This window comes from Pseudomonas fluorescens, from assembly GCF_000802965.1.
In the GTDB taxonomy this organism is placed as follows: domain Bacteria; phylum Pseudomonadota; class Gammaproteobacteria; order Pseudomonadales; family Pseudomonadaceae; genus Aquipseudomonas; species Aquipseudomonas fluorescens_A.
This window is the reverse complement of the sequence record NZ_JSAK01000022.1, coordinates 15,236-32,565: the sequence shown is the minus strand read 5'-3', so window position 1 is coordinate 32,565 and position 17,330 is coordinate 15,236. Positions and strand designations below refer to the sequence as shown.

At 59.4% G+C, this 17,330-nt stretch carries 15 protein-coding genes; 6 read left to right on the top strand and 9 right to left on the bottom strand.

All coding sequences use genetic code 11. The features are described from left to right. Positions 1–9 precede the first annotated feature (9 nt). The 3 genes from ureG to NL64_RS19290 all read left to right on the top strand — a co-directional run bounded on the left by ureG (position 10) and on the right by NL64_RS19290 (position 2,527). Positions 10–624: an urease accessory protein UreG gene (ureG, locus tag NL64_RS19300; RefSeq protein ID WP_034149659.1), complete on the top strand. Its 615-nt coding sequence runs from the start codon at positions 10–12 to the stop codon at positions 622–624. Positions 625–653: 29 nt separating this feature from the next. After that, positions 654–1,226, top strand: coding sequence for a HupE/UreJ family protein (locus tag NL64_RS19295; protein ID WP_034149658.1), 573 nt, complete (start codon positions 654–656; stop codon positions 1,224–1,226). Positions 1,227–1,393: 167 nt separating this feature from the next. Further along, positions 1,394–2,527, top strand: a complete 1,134-nt coding sequence (locus tag NL64_RS19290) for an AGE family epimerase/isomerase (protein ID WP_034149657.1) — start codon at positions 1,394–1,396, stop codon at positions 2,525–2,527. Between the two features lie 96 nt (positions 2,528–2,623). Here NL64_RS19290 and NL64_RS19285 read toward each other — a convergent pair whose 3' ends face one another. The 9 genes from NL64_RS19285 to amaB all read right to left on the bottom strand — a co-directional run bounded on the left by NL64_RS19285 (position 2,624) and on the right by amaB (position 13,769). Further along, positions 2,624–3,529, bottom strand: coding sequence for a cation diffusion facilitator family transporter (locus tag NL64_RS19285; protein WP_034149656.1), 906 nt, complete (start codon positions 3,527–3,529; stop codon positions 2,624–2,626). A gap of 198 nt (positions 3,530–3,727) precedes the next feature. Then, the gene (locus NL64_RS19280; protein ID WP_034149655.1) at positions 3,728–4,489 is read right to left on the bottom strand and encodes an SDR family oxidoreductase; all 762 of its coding nucleotides are present in this window, start codon (positions 4,487–4,489) and stop codon (positions 3,728–3,730) included. A gap of 846 nt (positions 4,490–5,335) precedes the next feature. Further along, positions 5,336–6,055: an ABC transporter ATP-binding protein gene (locus NL64_RS19275; RefSeq protein WP_034149654.1), complete on the bottom strand. Its 720-nt coding sequence runs from the start codon at positions 6,053–6,055 to the stop codon at positions 5,336–5,338. After that, on the bottom strand, positions 6,052–6,924 hold the full coding sequence (locus NL64_RS19270) for an ABC transporter ATP-binding protein (RefSeq protein ID WP_034149653.1): 873 nt from the start codon (positions 6,922–6,924) through the stop codon (positions 6,052–6,054). The genes NL64_RS19275 and NL64_RS19270 overlap by 4 nt, the downstream gene beginning before the upstream one ends. Next, positions 6,921–8,204: a high-affinity branched-chain amino acid ABC transporter permease LivM gene (livM, locus tag NL64_RS19265; RefSeq protein ID WP_034149652.1), complete on the bottom strand. Its 1,284-nt coding sequence runs from the start codon at positions 8,202–8,204 to the stop codon at positions 6,921–6,923. Before livM ends, NL64_RS19270 begins: the two co-directional genes overlap by 4 nt. A gap of 3 nt (positions 8,205–8,207) precedes the next feature. Then, positions 8,208–9,122 carry an ABC transporter permease subunit gene (locus NL64_RS19260; protein ID WP_034149651.1) on the bottom strand — a complete coding sequence of 305 codons (915 nt, stop codon included), beginning with the start codon at positions 9,120–9,122 and terminating at the stop codon, positions 8,208–8,210. A gap of 241 nt (positions 9,123–9,363) precedes the next feature. Next, positions 9,364–10,497 (bottom strand): ABC transporter substrate-binding protein, encoded by a 1,134-nt coding sequence (locus NL64_RS19255; RefSeq protein WP_034149650.1) that lies wholly within the window; start codon positions 10,495–10,497, stop codon positions 9,364–9,366. Between the two features lie 363 nt (positions 10,498–10,860). Beyond that, positions 10,861–12,144 (bottom strand): L-pipecolate oxidase, encoded by a 1,284-nt coding sequence (gene amaA, locus NL64_RS19250; protein ID WP_034149649.1) that lies wholly within the window; start codon positions 12,142–12,144, stop codon positions 10,861–10,863. A 134-nt stretch (positions 12,145–12,278) separates the two neighbouring features. Continuing rightward, positions 12,279–13,769, bottom strand: coding sequence for an L-piperidine-6-carboxylate dehydrogenase (gene amaB, locus NL64_RS19245; protein ID WP_034149648.1), 1,491 nt, complete (start codon positions 13,767–13,769; stop codon positions 12,279–12,281). A gap of 175 nt (positions 13,770–13,944) precedes the next feature. Between amaB and NL64_RS19240 the strand changes: the two genes are divergently transcribed. The 3 genes from NL64_RS19240 (at position 13,945) to nadE (ending at position 17,173) form a co-directional block, all read left to right on the top strand. Further along, on the top strand, positions 13,945–14,856 hold the full coding sequence (locus NL64_RS19240) for a LysR family transcriptional regulator (RefSeq protein ID WP_034149647.1): 912 nt from the start codon (positions 13,945–13,947) through the stop codon (positions 14,854–14,856). Positions 14,857–15,105: 249 nt separating this feature from the next. Next, positions 15,106–16,341, top strand: a complete 1,236-nt coding sequence (gene pncB, locus NL64_RS19235; protein ID WP_034149646.1) for a nicotinate phosphoribosyltransferase — start codon at positions 15,106–15,108, stop codon at positions 16,339–16,341. A gap of 4 nt (positions 16,342–16,345) precedes the next feature. After that, positions 16,346–17,173 carry an ammonia-dependent NAD(+) synthetase gene (gene nadE, locus NL64_RS19230; protein WP_034149645.1) on the top strand — a complete coding sequence of 276 codons (828 nt, stop codon included), beginning with the start codon at positions 16,346–16,348 and terminating at the stop codon, positions 17,171–17,173. Positions 17,174–17,330 lie beyond the last annotated feature (157 nt).

The following is a 17,330-nucleotide window of genomic DNA, read 5'->3' as shown; positions in this document are numbered from 1 at the left end:
GAGAACCACATGAACACACAACCTCTGCGCGTCGGCATCGGCGGCCCGGTCGGCTCCGGTAAAACCGCCCTGACCCTGGCGCTTTGCCTGGCCCTGCGCGACCGCTACAACCTGGCAGTGGTCACTAACGACATCTACACCCGCGAAGATGCCGACTTTCTGGTGCGTAACCAAGCGTTGGCGCCGGAACGCATCATCGGCGTCGAAACCGGTGGTTGCCCGCACACGGCGATCCGCGAAGACGCCTCGATCAACCTCGAAGCCGTGGATCAGCTCAACCGCCGATTTCCGGGTCTGGACCTGATTCTGGTGGAGTCCGGTGGCGACAACCTCTCGGCGACTTTCAGTCCCGAGTTGTCGGACCTGACCATCTACGTGATCGACGTCTCGGCCGGCGACAAGCTGCCGCGCAAGGGCGGGCCGGGGATCTGCAAGTCCGATCTGCTGGTGATCAACAAGATCGACCTCGCGCCGCTGGTAGGGGCTTCGCTGACCCTGATGGACAGCGACACCACGCGCATGCGCAACGGCAAGCCGTTCGTTTTCAGCAACCAGAAAACCGGCCAGGGCCTGGAAGACATCATCGCCTTCATCGAACGCCAGGGCCTGCTGACCGCAGCCTGATCGACACTTATCAACAAGGAAGCTTATCCATGACACTGAAACGCATCCTGGGCGCCATGGCCCTGCTGCTGACCCCGGCCATCGCCTTCGCCCACCCGGGGCACGATGACAACGGCTTGATCGCCGGTATCAGCCATCCGATCGGCGGCCTCGACCACTTGCTGGCCATGCTCGCCGTTGGCCTTTGGGCGGCGCAGCAGAAAGGCGCCGCGCGTTGGGCGCTGCCGTGCACCTTCGTCGGCACCATGCTGATCGGTGGATTGCTGGGTTTTGAAGGGCTGAACCTGCCAGCAATGGAAAGCGGGATTGCCGCATCTGTTCTGGCGCTGGGCTTGGCGGTGGCTTTGGCGGTGCGTCCACCGCTGAGCATTGCAGTGGCTGCGACTGCGCTGTTTGCGCTGTTCCATGGTGTGGCGCATGGTCTGGAGCTGCCGGACATGTCCAGCCCTTGGGCGTATGCGGCAGGGTTTGTGGCGGCGACGGCAGCGTTGCATGCGGCGGGTTATGCGCTGGTGCGAGTGTTGCCGCAAGCGGCTGCGCCGTTGGTTCGACTGGCAGGGGCGGCTTCGGCGGCGACCGGGGTTTGGTTGTTGGCCGGCTGATTTCTTTAGCGCCTGTCAGGGCCGTCATCGCTGGCAAGCCAGCTCCCACAGGGATTTGCACTTAACCTGTGGGAGCTGGGTTGCAGCGATGACGGCCTGACAGACAACACACCTCTCAGGCCTGTTAACATGTCGCGCAATCAACCCTGCCGTGACGACGCCAGCCAATGCCGCCTGTTTCCCGCTCCGCCTCCCAGCCTGAACTGACCGCCCTGTTTGCCTCGGTGCAACAGCACTTCAAGGACGTGATCGTGCCGCTCTGGCAAGGTCCGGGCTGGAATGCCGACATGGCGTTGCCCTACGAGGCGCTGGATGCCGGGCACCAACCACTGCCACCACAGCGCTACCGCGCGATGGCCTGCGCGCGGCAGTTGTATCTGTTTGCCAGCCTGATCGGCCAGGTGCCGGGCGCCGAAGAACGGGCGGCGGCGCTGTTCCGTTCCTTGCAGCGGCATTTCCACGACGCCGAACACGGCGGCTGGTTTTACAGCATCGACCCGCAAGGCGCGCCGCTGGATCAACGCAAAGACCTCTACACCCACGCCTTTATCCTGTTCGCCTGCGCCCATTACTGGGACAAAGTGCGTGAGCCATTGGTGGAGTCGGTGCTCAACGCCGCCCTGGAAGTCATCGCGCAGCGCTTCGCCAGCGGTGATGGCCTCTACGAAGCCAGCCTCGACCGTGACTGGTCATCGCTCAACAGCGGCCCCCTGCAAAACCCGCTGATGCACCTCGCCGAAGCGTTCCTCGCGACGTTGTCGGTGCGTGAAGACCTCGCCGTACAACGGGCGCTCGTCGAGTTATGCACAGGTATGCAGAAGCGATTTATCGATCCGCAGCACGGCGTGCTGATGGAAAAACCGCTGGGCGCTGTGGATAACTGGTTTGAACCGGGCCATCAGTTCGAGTGGTATTTCCTGCTGGAATCGTCCGAGCTGCTGCGCGGCTCGCAATTGCATGCGTCGCTGGAGCGCGCCTTTGCCTTCACCGAGCAACTGGGCGTCGATCAACAGACCGGTGCCGTGCGGGCCATGCTGGACCTGGGGCCGAACGGCGGTTCCCGCGACGCGACGCAGCGTATCTGGGCCCAGGCCGAGTACCTGCGCGCCTTGACGTTGCGCCCGGGCAGCGAGGCTTTGGTGTTGCGTCAATTGCAGGCATTGCAACAGCGCTCGCTGCATGCGGGCGGCTGGTATGAGTGCCGCGACGAGCACGGTGAAGTGAGCCGTCGGGACATGCCGTCGACCACGCCTTATCACTTGGCGACGTGTTATCGCGGGTTGGCCGAATATCTTCGCTGACCGCTAAAAGATCGCAGCCTTCGGCAGCGCCTACAGGGATCGCGTACATCCTGTAGGAGCTGCCGAAGGCTGCGATCTTGGCGATTCAATCGAAAATCACGCAATCCACTTCCTGTCCCCGGTAAAGCTGATAGTCAGCCATCGCGCCGCATCAGGCTTGCCGAGCTTCGCGGAAATTTCCTCCCGCAGTGCATCCAGTTGCACCACGCTGTGCAGCCGATAATCCGTCGGCAAGACGATGTGAATCTCGATAAAACAGGCCCGTCCGTGCTTCTGCACGTAGGAAATGTAGTCATCGAATCCATGCTCGATCTTCGCCGCCGCCAGCACCTGGTTCACCTTGTCGTCCAGTTGATCCGGGACGATCCCCAACACATCGCGCAATGCCGGCCCGAGGATTTTGAACGCGGGAGGAAGCATGCCCAACGCCAGCAGAATCAGAATCATCGGGTCGACGTACACCGCCCACTCGTCATAACCCTGAGTCTTGAGCAGCAGCGCGATGAGGAAGCTCACCAGCAGTCCAGCCGACAGCATCGCGTCCACCAGCCAACTGATGTTGTCGAACTGGATCAGCGATGATTTGAGTGTGCGATTGCGTCGGCGGACGTAGAAAAAATAGATGAGCTCAACGACCGTAAAGAACGCGGCGTAGAAGATCACCAGCCCCAACTCGACCTCGCGGCCACCACTGATGATGCCGAACACGCCGTTGAGAAAGGCATAAACAGCCACGAGAAATATGAAGCTGCCCTCGATCACCAGCACCATGGGCTCCAGGTGCCAGGAACCGAACTGGAAGCGCTGATTGCTTTCCTTGGCGATCAGCCGGGCGGTGATCAGCATCAGGACCTTGATGAAGGCCGCGATTAGCGAAAAAAAGCCATCGAACAGGATGGATTGGGCGCCCGAAACAAAACCGGTGATGATCCCGGCAAATGTCACGGCGAGCATCAGGAAGGTCGATTGTTTGAGCAGCGACTGCTCGCCTCGATTGCTCACTGAATCTCCTCGGAATCCTTTGAACCGCTGGGCGCGGAGGTCTGTTGGATGAGGAGTCTAGCTGATGTCTTGTACTGCCTGTTCCGGCCCCTTCGCGGGCAAGCCCGCTCCCACAGTGGATTGTGGTGAACACGAGTTGTGTGGACGACACAAAAACCTGTGGGAGCGGGCTTGCCCGCGAAGGGCCGTTACTCGGTCTTAAGACTTACGCTCGATCGCAAACCCGGCCCAGGTCTGGCTAACCGGCATCAGCTCCAGGCTGTTGATGTTGATATGCGCCGGCGCATTGAGTACCCAGAAAATGGTATCGGCAATGTCCTGCGGCTGGATCGGCTCGGCACCGGCGTAGGTGGCGTTGTAACGCTCCTGGTCACCGGCGAAACGCACCAGGGAGAACTCGCTCTCGCACAGGCCCGGCTCAATGTTGCTGACCCGCACACCTGTGCCTTGCAGGTCACAGCGCAGGTTCAGGGAGAATTGTTTGACGAACGCCTTGCTCGCGCCATACACGTGGCTGCCCGGGTACGGGTAATTGCCGGCGATGGAACCGAGGTTGACGATGCCGGCGCCGCGACCGTGGGCGATCAAGCGCGGCAGCAGCAAGCGGGTGCTGTACATCAGGCCTTTGATGTTGGTGTCGACCATGGTGTCCCAATCATCCAGGTCGCATTTTGGCGCCGGATCAACGCCCAGGGCCAGGCCAGCATTGTTGATAAGTCCGCGCAGTTTGGCGAAGGACGGCGGCAGGCTGGCGATGGCTTCTTCCATGGCTTTGCGGTCGCGCACATCGAGCACCAGGCCATGCACTTCAGTCTGCTTCGACAACTCGGCACACAGCGCATTCAGGCGTTCTTCACGACGGCCGGTCAGCACCAGTTTCCAGCCGGCCTCGGCAAAACGACGGGCACAGGCTTCACCAAAACCGGAGGTCGCGCCGGTAATAAACAGGGTGTTGGACATCGTGTTCTCCTTGCTTCGGCTGATCGACAGCCATTGGAATAGAAAATCAGCAGGCAGCATGCCCGGCCACGCACTTACCGGCAACCACGTTCCCCTGTTGCGATTCTGCTCAAAAAACGATCAACAGCAGGAAAGCCATATAAGCCGCGGTCTGTAGCCATATGCACGCACCTTATCCACAGGCCGGTCCACAGTTTCCGGGGGCAAGTAGAAAAGCTGCAAGCCGCTGTCCACAAGGCTTAGCGAGGGATTTTGAAATTTTTTTGCTTGACCCCAATTGGCCTGCTGTGTAGCCCATGGCCATTTTTCCGACCGGGCGGTCAATCCGACGATGGCGCCAAGCCAGTAACGACGGCCTTTAGCCGAGTCTTTCCAGAGTTTAACCACAGACTTATCCACAGGCCCATTCAAGTGGATTATTCGCCGTTTCGCCTCTAACAAAAAGGTTGACAAAGCTGCCTTATGGCTTCGTAAAAACGCCTGATCAAAAAACAACCGCAACGCTGCAAGCCACGGTTTCAAAGGCGTTCAGCCAGCTACTCCCACGTTATTCACAGTCAGCTCCACAGCAAACGGGGACAAGTCAAAACCGTGACAAAACAACTATTTGCAGCGGCTTTATGTCGCGGTTTGGGAGGTCGTCAATTTTGTTTTCCACAATTTCGCCTTACCACAATTCACCGTCCCGTGTAGGAGCTGCCGCAGGCTGCGATCTTTTGATTTTGATTCTTGAAAAACAAGATCAAAAGATCGCAGCCTCGTTTCTCTCGTCAGCTCCTACAGGGGTTTAGTGGGCATAAAAAAACGCCCTGATTTTGTCAGGGCGTTTTCATTCGACGCTAAGGATTAGTGCCCGCCGAGATAGGCGTTTCGCACATCCTCGTTAACCAGCAGCTCCTTGCCCGTGCCGGTCATGCGAATTTCGCCGTTGACCATCACGTACGCCCGATCCGACAACCGAAGGGCGTGGTTGGCGTTCTGCTCCACCAGGAAGATGGTCATGCCGGTCTTGGCCAATTCCCGCAGGGTGGCGAAAATCTGTTTCACCACGATGGGCGCCAACCCCAGGCTCGGCTCATCAAGCAACAGCAGTTTCGGCCGACTCATCAACGCCCGCGCAATGGCGAGCATTTGCTGTTCGCCGCCAGACATGGTCATCGCCCGTTGTGTACGCCGCTCTTCGAGCCGCGGGAACAGCTCGAACATGCGCTGCATGTCTTCCTTGGCGTACTTGTCACCGATCGGGATGGTGCCCATCAGCAGGTTTTCCTCAACGGTCATGTCGGGGAATACCCGCCGCCCTTCCGGCGATTGCGCGATGCCGTTGGACGCGATGTAGTGGGACGACTTGTGAGTGATATCCACACCTTGATAGAGAATCTGCCCGTTCGCCGCCCGTGGCTGGCCGAAAATCGACATCAGCAGGGTCGACTTGCCGGCACCGTTGGAGCCGATAAGGCTGACGGTTTCACCTTCATTGATGTGCAACGAGACTTTCTTCAGGGCCTGGATCGGCCCGTAAAACACGTCCAGCTCCTTGAGTTCGAGGATGGCACCGTTAGTCATACGAGCTCCTCTTCATCGGCGCCCAGGTACGCGGCAATCACTTTCGGGTCGTTGCGGATGTCGTCGGGGCCGCCCTCGGCGATGACGATGCCGTGGTCCAGCACCACGATGTGGTCGGAAATACTCATTACCATGCCCATGTCGTGTTCGATCAGCACCACGGTCAGATCGTGCTCGTCGCGCAGCAGCCGGATCATCGCGCTCAGCGCTTCGGTTTCCTGAGGGTTGAGGCCGGCGGCCGGTTCGTCGAGGCAGATGATCTGCGGACGGGTGCACATGGCCCGGGCAATCTCCAGGCGACGTTGCTGACCGTAGGACAGTTCGCCGGCCAGACGGTTGGCGCAGTCCACCAGGTCCACCACTTCCAGCCAGTAGAACGCGTGGTCCAGCGCATCGCTTTCAGCCTTGCGGTAGCCCTTGGTGTTGAGGATGCCGGCCAGCATGCTGCGGTTGACCCACATGTGCTGGGCAACCAGCAGGTTTTCCAGCACCGACATTTCCTTGAACAGGCGAATGTTCTGGAAAGTCCGCGCCAGCCCGGCACGGTTGACCAGGTGGGTGCCGCCAAACATCTTGTAGCGCAGCCGGGTGATGAAGTTTTTTGGCGAGACGAAATCGGTCGGCTTGAACGATTCCCCCAGCAACTGGATGACGTTGGTCTGTTGCCCGCGCACATTGAGTTCAATCTTGCCGCCGGAGGCCTTGTAAAACCCGGTCAGGCAGTTGAACACGGTGGTCTTGCCGGCGCCGTTGGGGCCGATCAGGGCGAAGATCGAGTTGCGCTTGACCTTCATGCTCACATCATTGAGCGCCTTGATGCCGCCGAAGTGCATCATCAGCTTCTCTACGGAGAGTACGACTTCGCTCATGGCGCTACTCCTTTACGCGGGGTCACACCGGTACGGCTGATCCGAATCAGGCCGCGCGGTCGCCAGATCATCATCAACACCATCAGGATGCCGAACAGCAGTACGCGGTATTCGGCGAAGCCACGCAGCAGTTCCGGGGCCACGGTCAGTACGAACGCCGCAATCACCACGCCGATGGTCGAGCCCATGCCGCCAAGTACCACGATGGCGAGGATCAGGGCCGATTCGAAGAAGGTGAACGAGGTCGGGTTGACGAAGCCTTGGTAGGTGGCGAAGAACACACCGGCCAGGCCAGCCGTCGAGGCGCCGATGGTGAATGCCGAGAGTTTGACCAGTACGTGGTTCAGGCCCATGGACCGGCAGGCGATTTCGTCTTCACGCAACGCTTCCCAGGCACGACCGACCGGCATCTTCACCAGACGATGCTTGATGTACAGCACGGCCAACACCACCAGGAACAACACCGCGTAGATGAAGTAGTACTTCACGTCCGGGTTGTAGGCGATGCCGAAGAACTCATGGAACGGCACGCCGCCATCCTTCGCTCTTTTGCCGAACTCCAGGCCGAAGAAGGTCGGCAATGGGGCTGGCATACCGTTCGGGCCACCAGTCAGGGACAGCCAGTTGTTGAGGATCAGGCGGATGATTTCACCGAAGCCCAGGGTCACGATCGCCAGGTAATCACCGTGCAGTCGCAGCACCGGAAAACCGAGGATGCAACCGGCCAGCCCGGCAGTAATCGCGGCCAATGGCAGCACCGTCCAGAAGCCCAGCCCAAGGTATTGATAACCGAGTGCCAGACCGTAGGCGCCAATGGCGTAGAACGCCACGTAACCGAGGTCGAGCAGGCCGGCCAGGCCAACCACGATGTTCAGCCCCAGACCCAGCAGTACGTAGATAAGCCCGAGGATGACCACGCCCAGCAGGTACGAGTTGGAGAAGAACGGGAACACCACGGCGATGACGATCATCAGCGGGATGATCCAGCGCAGGCGGGATTTGTAATCGGGCGCCAGAACATGAACCCCGGAACCGGTGGATTCAAAACCCTCGAGGATCCTCAGGCCCTTGGGGGTTTGCAGGAACATGCTCAGGGCAAAACGACCGGCCATGACGATGGCGACGATCCATGCCACCCGGGAGGTTTCCAGGTTGAAGCCATAGCCATCGAGGACGACGCCGACAATCGGCCCGAACACGATCAGGGCAATGAGGCCGGCAAGAATCGCATCAACCAGACTTTTTTTGAGATCAATGGTTTTTTTAGTGGTTGAAGACATCGCTTACACCTTCGACACAAGAGGACGGCCGAGCAGGCCTTGAGGCCGAAAGACCAGAACGAGAACCAGCAGCGAGAAGCTGAAAACGTCTTTGTAGTCCGAGTTGACCAGACCAGAGAACAGCGACTCGGAAATCCCGAGGATGATCCCGCCGAGCATGGCGCCAGGCAGCGAGCCGATCCCGCCGAGTACCGCGGCGGTGAACGCCTTGATCCCGATGATGAAGCCGGCATAGAAGTCGAATGTGCCGTAGTTCATGGTGATCAGCACGCCGGCCAGGGCCGCCATCGCTGCACCGATGATGAACACATAGGAAATCACCCGGTCGGTGTTGATCCCCAGGATCGAAGCCATCTTGCGGTCTTGCTGGGTTGCACGGCACATGCGGCCGAGCTTGGTGTACTTGATGATGTAGGTCAGCGCGGCCATCCCGACAAACGCGGCGACCAGAATGAAGACCTTGGTGTAGGTCAACTGCACGAAACCTGTGCCGATCTCGACGCGCCAGGCACCGGTCAGCAAGGTAGGCACACCTTGTTGCTTCGCGCCTTGGGCGATCTGTGCATAGTTTTGCAGGATCAGCGAAATACCGATGGCGCTGATCAGCGGTGCCAGTCGGGTGGAGTTACGCAGGGGTTTGTAGGCGACACGCTCGATGACCCAGCCATACACCGCCGTGACGACGATAGTGAAGATCAGTGTTCCGAGCATCAACAGCGGGAAGGATTCAATACCGAAGTATGCCAGCAGAGCCAGACTGATCGCCGCGAGGTAAGCGGAAATCATGTAAACCTCGCCGTGGGCGAAGTTGATCATGCCGATGATGCCATAGACCATTGTGTAGCCGATGGCGATCAGGCCATAGACCGACCCGAGGGTCAGGCCGTTGACCAGTTGCTGCAGGAAAATACCATCCATAACGCAATCTCACGCAATGAGAACCTGCACACCTGGGGGTGTGCGGTTCCTCTAAGGAAAATACAGATTTACGTCGGAGCAATGTCAATCACGATCAACCTGGCCCACACCGCCCCCTGTGGGAGCTGGCTTGCCAGCGATAGCGGTTGAACATTCGACGAAATTGTCTCCTGCCAGTCCGCCATCGCGGGCAAGCCCGCTCCCACATGGGATCTGTGGGTTCAAGTAATCGGAACAGCCCTTACTTCTGTTTTTCCAGCTGGTGGTATTTGCCGTCCTTGTCCCACTGGTAAACCACGTAGTCGGAGACTTTCAGGTCACCCTTGCTGTCCCAGGTCTTCTCGCCCATGACGGTCTTGACCGGGTTTTTCTTCAGCCAGGCAGCCGCTTCTTCGCCCTTGTTGGACTTGGCACCGTTGAAAGCTGCAGCCAGGGTCTGGACCGAAGCGTAGGCGTACAGGGTGTAGCCTTCAGGCTCGGTACCGGCCTTGCGGAAGGCGTCTACCACGGCCTTGCTGTCTGGCAGCAGGCGTGGGTCGGCGCCGAAGGTCATCAGCACGCCGTCGACGAATTGCGGACCGCCAGCGGTGGTCACCAGTTCGTCGGTCACGATGCCGTCATCGGACATGAACTTGACGTCTTTCAGGCCTTGTTCACGCAGCTGGCGAACCAGCGGACCGGCTTCCGGGTGCAGACCGCCGAAGTAAACGACATCGGCGCCAGCGCCGCGGATCTTGGTGACGATGGTGCTGAAGTCTTTCTCGCCACGGGTCAGGCCTTCATACAGCACCGGCGTTACGCCGCGCTTGACCAGTTGCGCCTTGGTGGCATCCGCCAGGCCTTGGCCGTAGGTGTCCTTGTCATGCAGCACGACAACCTTCTTGCCCTTGAGCACGTCGACGATGTAGTCGCCGGCCACGATGCCTTGCTGGTCGTCACGACCGCACATACGGAACATGGCGCTCAGGCCACGCTCGGTCACTGCCGGGTTGGTGGAACCTGGCGTGATGGCGATGATGCCCGCTTCGTCGTAGATCTCCGACGCCGGGATGGTCGACGAGGAGCAGAAGTGACCGACCACGCCAGCGACTTTCTGGTTGGTCAGGTCCTTGGCGACCGTCACAGCCTGTTTCGGTTCGCAGGCGTCATCGCCCTTGACCAGTACGATTTTTTCCCCGTTCACGCCGCCCGCTGCGTTGACCGCATCGGCTGCTGCCTGTGCACCCTTCATGTACTGCTCGCCAAATGCCGCGTTGGCGCCCGTCATTGGACCCGCTACGCCGATCTTGATGTCAGCCTGAGCAAACGCAGAAACACCCAACGCAGTTGCCACTGCGAGGGCCAGAAAGCCTTTCTTGTAAAACGTCTGGGACATGAGGTGGTGCTCCAAGGTTTTTTTTAATTGGCACTGCGACTTCACTGAATGCTCAGAGCAAGTGTTGTGCCATCGGTTTTTTATTCTGAAAAAAGTCGCTGCTTTATTGTTATTTCGACTGTTTCGGGCCCATTTTCATTGAGCGTGCAACCGTCTAAACCGCTGAAGGTGAAACCAATATTTTTTTGAGGCGCAACCCGACCGCGCCATCATTGCAACCGCGACACCAAACAGCGTGCAACCAGCCTGTAACAACGTGCGTCACCTAACTGCACACTACTGGTGCGCAACTGCTACAACCCGCACCACTACAGGCTAGTCGCCAAGCCAAAAAGCGCCGCTTCCAGCAACAAATTTCTACAATCAAATCACGATCCGCAGGCACTGGCCTGCGTGATACAGCGAAAACCCCGCCTCGTACAAACAGCTGCGCAAGCCCACTCCGGCCAATGGCTGCATGGGTGCGAATGGAATAGGTAGCGCCTGAGGATTTCCGTTACACAAATAATCGGCAAAGGCTTTGCCAACCACCGTACCCGTGGTCACGCCCCGACCGTTATAACCGGTGACTGCCACTAGACCGGGCGCCGGTTCGAACAGACGCATCAAATGATCGGGCGTGAAGGCAATGCAACCGGTCCATGTGCACTCCCACTCCACCGGTTTTAGATAGGGGAAGTAGTGCTGCTGGACTCGATCAGCCCATGCCTTGAGGAACCACGTCGGTTTCTGATTACCGTTACCCAGACTGCCGAGCAACAGACGACCATCCTTGTCCCGACGAATACTGCTGAGCACCTGACGGGTGTCCCAGGAACCCTGGCCGCCCGGCAGAATTTGCTGCGCGGCGTCTTCGGTCAGAGGGACTGAGGCCACTTGGTAGTAATAACCGGGGAAGAAATTGCGTCGCAACTCGGTCCAGTCGCCTTCGGTATAAGCGTTGGAAGCGATCACCACTTGCTCGGCCAGTACCGAGCCCTGCGCGGTTTGCACCGACCAGCGTTGGCCCTGACGTTCGAGTCGGGTTACCGGGGAATGATCGAATAGTTGACCGCCGAGGCCGATGGCCGCTTTGGCCAGCCCCGTGGTGTAAGCCATCGGATTGATCGTGCCAGCACGGCGATCGAGCAGTGCGGCGGCGATTTTCTTGGTGCCCGTGGCTTGTTCGCAGGCCTGGCCGGTCAGCAATTCAACCGGCGCACCACGGCGCTTCCATTGTTGTTCACGACTGCGCAGATCCGCTTCGCCACGGGCATTGTGCGCCATGTGCAGCGTGCCTTCGCGACGCAGCTGGCAATCAATGTTGTACTTATCCACAAGGCTGAAAACCAGGGACGGAGCCGCACCCAGCATGCGATTGAGCTGACTGCCGACTTCTTCGCCGAACCCGGCTTCGATTTCGTCCGGCGGAATCCACATTCCCGCGTTGACCAAACCGACGTTGCGCCCCGAACCGCCATGCCCGGCGCGATGGGCTTCCAGCACACAAACGGTCTTGCCCTGTTCCAGCAAATGCACCGCCGCCGACAGCCCGGTGAACCCGGCGCCGATGACGCAGACATCGACTTTTACTTCACCCTTGAGCGCCGCGTTGTCGGGCCTTTGCGGCGTCAGTTTTTCCCACAGACACTCTTCGCGTAACGGCATTGCCAGACTCCAACAGAAACCTAACCAGCCACCAAAAAGATCGCAGCCTCCGGCAGCTCCTACAGAACCGCAGCCAGGCGCGATCCTGTAGGAGCTGCCGAAGGCTGCGATCTTTTCAAGCCCACCACCATTACTTAGTCGAACGTGATCCCTTGAGCCAACGGCAACTCCAACGAATAGTTCACGGTGTTGGTCTGGCGGCGCATGTAGCCGCGCCATGCATCGGAACCGGACTCACGACCGCCGCCGGTTTCTTTCTCGCCGCCGAACGCGCCGCCGATTTCCGCGCCGCTCGGGCCGATGTTGACGTTGGCGATGCCGCAATCGCTGCCCACCGCCGACATGAACTGCTCGGCTTCACGCACGTCGGTGGTGAAGATGCACGAGGACAGACCTTGCGGTACAGCATTGTTCAAACGCAGGGCTTCCTGGAAATCGCTGTAACCGACCACGTACAGGATCGGCGCGAAGGTTTCGTGGCAGACCACATCGCTCTGCTCCGGCATTTCAACGATGGCCGGCGACACGTAGTAAGCGTTAGGGAATTTGTCTTCCAGCTGACGCTTGCCGCCGAACACCTTGCCGCCTTCGCTCAGGGCCTGTTCCAGGGCGTCCTGCATGTTCTCAAAGCTTTGCTTGTCGATCAGCGGACCGATCAGGTTGCCTTCCAGCGGATGGCCGATGCGGACTTTGGAGTACGCGGCTTTCAGGCGGGTGACAATCTCTTCCTTGACCGATTCGTGGGCAATCAAGCGACGCAAAGTGGTGCAACGCTGACCGGCAGTGCCGACGGCGCTGAACAGGATGGCGCGAACGGCCATGTCCAGATCGGCGCTTGGGCCGAGGATCATCGCGTTGTTGCCGCCCAGTTCCAGAATGCTGCGGGCGAAACGTGCGGCGATTTTCGGCGCCACTTCACGGCCCATGCGGGTGCTGCCAGTGGCGCTGACCAGCGCGACACGCGGATCATCGACCAGGGCTTCGCCAGCATCGCGACCGCCGATGATGACTTGGCTCAGGTGCGGTGGCGCATCGCTGAAATTCTTCAGCACGCGGTCGAACAGTGCCTGGCAGGCCAGCGCGGTCAGCGGGGTTTTTTCCGACGGTTTCCAGATCACCGGGTTGCCGCAAACCAGCGCCAACGTGGCATTCCAGGCCCAGACTGCCACCGGGAAGTTGAAGGCGCTGATCACACCAACGACGCCCAGCGGATGCCAGGTTTCGCGCATGTGGTGGCCAGGACGCTCGGAGGCGATGGTCAAACCGTATAACTGGCGGGACAGGCCGACGGCGAAATCGCAGATGTCGATCATTTCCTGAACTTCACCCAGGCCTTCCTGAGTGATCTTGCCGGCTTCCCAGGAAACCAGCTCGCCGAGATCGGCCTTGTATTCACGCAGGATGTCGCCCAGTTGACGCACCAGTTCGCCACGGCGCGGCGCCGGAACCTTGCGCCACAGCTCGAACGCATGATCTGCGCGACTGATGTGCTGCTCGACTTCAGCGGCGCCTTCCCAGTTAACAGCGGCGATGCGACTGCCATCAATAGGCGAATGCACCGGCACTTTGCCGTTCTGGTACAGGGCCGGGTTCACGCCAAGACGATCAAGCAATGCGGCAACCATGGGTTACTCCTCAAGCAAAAAACGGAACGGGTGCAGCCGGAAAATCACGGCTGATCAGGCCTGTAGTTTTAGCTCCCCGGAGGTTACTCAACAAACGACCTTTAAGAGAGATATCATTCCGTTTATTCATGCTGTGCATTGCTGGCAATAAAGAGACAAGAACAAAGGACCGCCCATGCTGAACAAACGCTATTTGCCATCGATCGCTGCGTTGCAGTGTTTCGAAGCCGTGACCCGGCATTTGAGCTTCACCCGGGCCGCCGAAGAGCTGAACCTGACCCAGAGCGCGGTCAGCAAACAGGTCGCGCAACTGGAAGAACTGTTGCAACACTTGTTGTTTCGCCGGGTGCGCCGACGCCTGCAAATGACCCCTGCGGGGGATTTGTACCTGGTCGAAGTACGAAAAATCCTCACGCAGGTCGAGATGTCGACCCATTACCTGCGTTCCTACGGCGGCGATACCGAAGTCCTGCGCGTCTCGACGCCACCGACCTTCGGCGCACGCTGGCTGGTGCCGCGCCTGAAAGGCTGGCGCCTGCGTCATCCGTCGATTCATCTGGACCTGTGCAGCGAGCAGGAAGCCGACGACCTGCTGCAAGGGCGCAGCGACCTGGCGTTCTATTTCGGCCAAGGCTCTCGGCCCGGCACCGAATGCCTGAAGCTGTTCGGCGAAGAGCTGGTGCCGGTCTGTGCCCCCGGCAGCCTGCCCGACACGCCATTCACCGACCCGACGCAACTCACCGACCTGGTCCTGTTGCAAAACGCTTCCCGCCCCCAAGCCTGGCATGACTGGTTCGACAGTCAGGGCTACCACACCGAACACAGCTACCACGGCCCGCGCTTCGAAACCTTCTATATGTGCATCCGCGCGGCACAGGTCGGCTGCGGCGTGGCCTTGTTGCCGCGCTTTCTGGTGGAAGAGGAACTGGCCGACGGCAAACTGGTCATTCCCTGGCAGCATGCAATGCCGAGTACGGATGCCTATTACCTGGCGTACCCGGAGCACTCGGCGGAAGTGCCAAAGGTGCGGGATTTTGTGAAGTGGATGTTGGAGCAGATTGATAGTCCGGACACTCCACAACCTTAGGCCGGCACATCAATCTGTGGCCAGGCACAAACCCTGTGGCGAGGGAGCTTGCTCCCGCTCGGGTGCGAAGCAGCCGCGGAACGGATAACGAATTCATCCAGATCGAACACATCGTCTGTTATTAGGGGCGCTGCGCACCCCAGCGGGAGCAAGCTCCCTCGCCACAGGAGATCTGGTGTCCAAAAAATTGCTGGCAATTCCCTCCGCCGATATGCGCCACTATCTGTATTCAATGTGGAGAATCCCGTTATGAGCGAGAGCGTGTTTGCCGATCGCATCGTGCAGAACCTGCTCGACACCGACTTCTACAAACTGACGATGATGCAGGCGGTGCTGCACAACTACCCGAACGTGGAAGTCGAATGGGAGTTTCGTTGCCGAAACAGTGAAGATCTGCGCCCGTACCTGGCGGAGATTCGTTACCAGTTCGAGCGCCTGGCCGAGTTGAGCCTGAGCGCCGATCAGTTGAGTTTTCTGGAGCGCATCACCTTCCTGAAACCGGATTTCCTGCGTTTTCTCGGACTGTTTCGTTTCAACTTGCGCTACGTCCAGACCGGCATCGAAAACGGCGAATTGTTCATCCGCCTGCGTGGCCCGTGGCTGCATGTGATCCTGTTCGAAGTGCCGATGCTGGCGATCGTCAGTGAAGTGCGTAACCGCTATCGCTACCGGGAAATTGTCCTGGAACAGGCGCGTGAACAGCTCTATCGCAAGTTCGACTGGCTGACCGCCAACGCCAGCAGCGACGAATTGTCCGAATTGCAGGTAGCCGATTTCGGCACCCGTCGTCGCTTTTCGTACCGTGTGCAGGAAGAAGTGGTGAACGTGCTCAAGCACGATTTCCCTGGGCGCTTCGTCGGCACCAGCAACGTGCATCTGTCTCGCGAGCTGGACATGAAACCCTTGGGCACCATGGCCCACGAATGGATCATGGCCCACCAGCAACTCGGCCCGCGGCTGATCGACAGCCAGATTGCCGCCCTCGATTGCTGGGTCCGCGAATACCGTGGCCTGCTGGGGATTGCCCTGACCGACTGCATCACCATGGATGCCTTTGTCGGCGATTTCGACCTGTTTTTCGCCAAGCTTTTCGACGGTTTGCGCCACGACTCGGGCGACCCGGTGGTTTGGGCTGAAAAAGCCATCGCGCACTATCACCGGCTCGGTATCGACCCGATGAGCAAGACGCTGACCTTCTCCGACAGCCTCACGCTGCCCAAGTCCCTGGAGATATTCCGGGCGCTGCGGGGGCGGATCAATGTCAGCTTCGGTATCGGCACCAACCTGACGTGTGACATTCCGGGTGTCGAACCGATGAGCATCGTGCTTAAAATGACCGCCTGCAACGGCCAACCGGTGGCGAAGATCTCCGATGAGCCTGGCAAGACTCACTGCAAAGACCCGAATTTCGTCGCCTATTTGCGACACGTTTTCCAAGTACCTGCCGCCCTTTCCAGCGCATCAAGCCCATCTAGCAAGGAGTGAATTCATGCAAGCCGTACAGCGTGAGATTGCTGAACAGCTCAAGGTCCAGCCGCCATTCGCCGACGAAGCCGCCCTCGAAGCTGAAGTCGCCCGCCGGATCACTTTTATTCAGGATTGCCTGGTCAATTCCGGGCTCAAGACCCTGGTGCTGGGCATCAGTGGTGGCGTCGACTCCCTGACCGCAGGCCTGCTGGCCCAGCGCGCCATGCGTGAACTGCGCCAGCGTACGGGTGACACGAGCTATAAGTTCATCGCCGTGCGCCTGCCGTACGAGACTCAATTTGACGAACACGACGCCCAGGCCTCGGTGGATTTCATCGCACCGGACGAGCGCCACACGGTGAACATCGGCCCGGCGGTCAAATCCCTGGCCAGTGAAGTCGCGGCGTTCGAAGGCAAGCAAGCGGTCTCGGTAGACTTCGTGCTCGGAAACACCAAGGCGCGGATGCGCATGGTGGCCCAGTACACCATCGCCGGCGCTGCCCACGGCCTGGTGATCGGAACCGACCACGCGGCGGAAGCGGTGATGGGTTTCTTCACCAAGTTTGGTGACGGCGCCTGCGACCTGGCACCACTCAGCGGGCTGGTGAAAAACCAGGTCCGGGCCATCGCCCGCAGCTTCGGCGCGCCGGAATCGCTGGTGGAAAAAATTCCGACTGCTGACCTGGAAGACTTGTCTCCGGGCAAACCGGACGAAGCGTCCCATGGCGTGACCTATGCCGAAATCGATGCCTTCCTGCACGGCGAGCCGGTGCGCGAGGAAGCGTTCAAGATCATCGTCAGCACGTACAACAAAACCCACCACAAACGTGTGATGCCGTTTGCGCCGTGAGTAAAGTGGCGTTTGAACCGACGCCATCGCCAGCAAGCCGGCTCCTACGGAAGCGGCACTGAACCTGTAGGAGCCGGCTTGCTGGCGATGAACGAGGATGCGGTCAAACGCCAGGCACAAAAAAAGCGTCCAATGCGGACGCTTTTTTTATGGGCTC

Excerpts from the sequence above, each read along its gene's own strand:
- ureG (WP_034149659.1), top strand. The coding sequence starts at position 10 with ATGAACACACAACCTCTGCGCGTCGGCATCGGCGGCCCGGTCGGCTCC.
- NL64_RS19295 (WP_034149658.1), top strand. The coding sequence starts at position 654 with ATGACACTGAAACGCATCCTGGGCGCCATGGCCCTGCTGCTGACCCCG.
- NL64_RS19290 (WP_034149657.1), top strand. The coding sequence starts at position 1,394 with ATGCCGCCTGTTTCCCGCTCCGCCTCCCAGCCTGAACTGACCGCCCTG.
- NL64_RS19280 (WP_034149655.1), bottom strand. The coding sequence starts at position 4,489 with ATGTCCAACACCCTGTTTATTACCGGCGCGACCTCCGGTTTTGGTGAA.
- NL64_RS19275 (WP_034149654.1), bottom strand. The coding sequence starts at position 6,055 with ATGACTAACGGTGCCATCCTCGAACTCAAGGAGCTGGACGTGTTTTAC.
- NL64_RS19270 (WP_034149653.1), bottom strand. The coding sequence starts at position 6,924 with ATGAGCGAAGTCGTACTCTCCGTAGAGAAGCTGATGATGCACTTCGGC.
- livM (WP_034149652.1), bottom strand. The coding sequence starts at position 8,204 with ATGTCTTCAACCACTAAAAAAACCATTGATCTCAAAAAAAGTCTGGTT.
- NL64_RS19260 (WP_034149651.1), bottom strand. The coding sequence starts at position 9,122 with ATGGATGGTATTTTCCTGCAGCAACTGGTCAACGGCCTGACCCTCGGG.
- NL64_RS19255 (WP_034149650.1), bottom strand. The coding sequence starts at position 10,497 with ATGTCCCAGACGTTTTACAAGAAAGGCTTTCTGGCCCTCGCAGTGGCA.
- amaA (WP_034149649.1), bottom strand. The coding sequence starts at position 12,144 with ATGCCGTTACGCGAAGAGTGTCTGTGGGAAAAACTGACGCCGCAAAGG.
- amaB (WP_034149648.1), bottom strand. The coding sequence starts at position 13,769 with ATGGTTGCCGCATTGCTTGATCGTCTTGGCGTGAACCCGGCCCTGTAC.
- NL64_RS19240 (WP_034149647.1), top strand. The coding sequence starts at position 13,945 with ATGCTGAACAAACGCTATTTGCCATCGATCGCTGCGTTGCAGTGTTTC.
- pncB (WP_034149646.1), top strand. The coding sequence starts at position 15,106 with ATGAGCGAGAGCGTGTTTGCCGATCGCATCGTGCAGAACCTGCTCGAC.
- nadE (WP_034149645.1), top strand. The coding sequence starts at position 16,346 with ATGCAAGCCGTACAGCGTGAGATTGCTGAACAGCTCAAGGTCCAGCCG.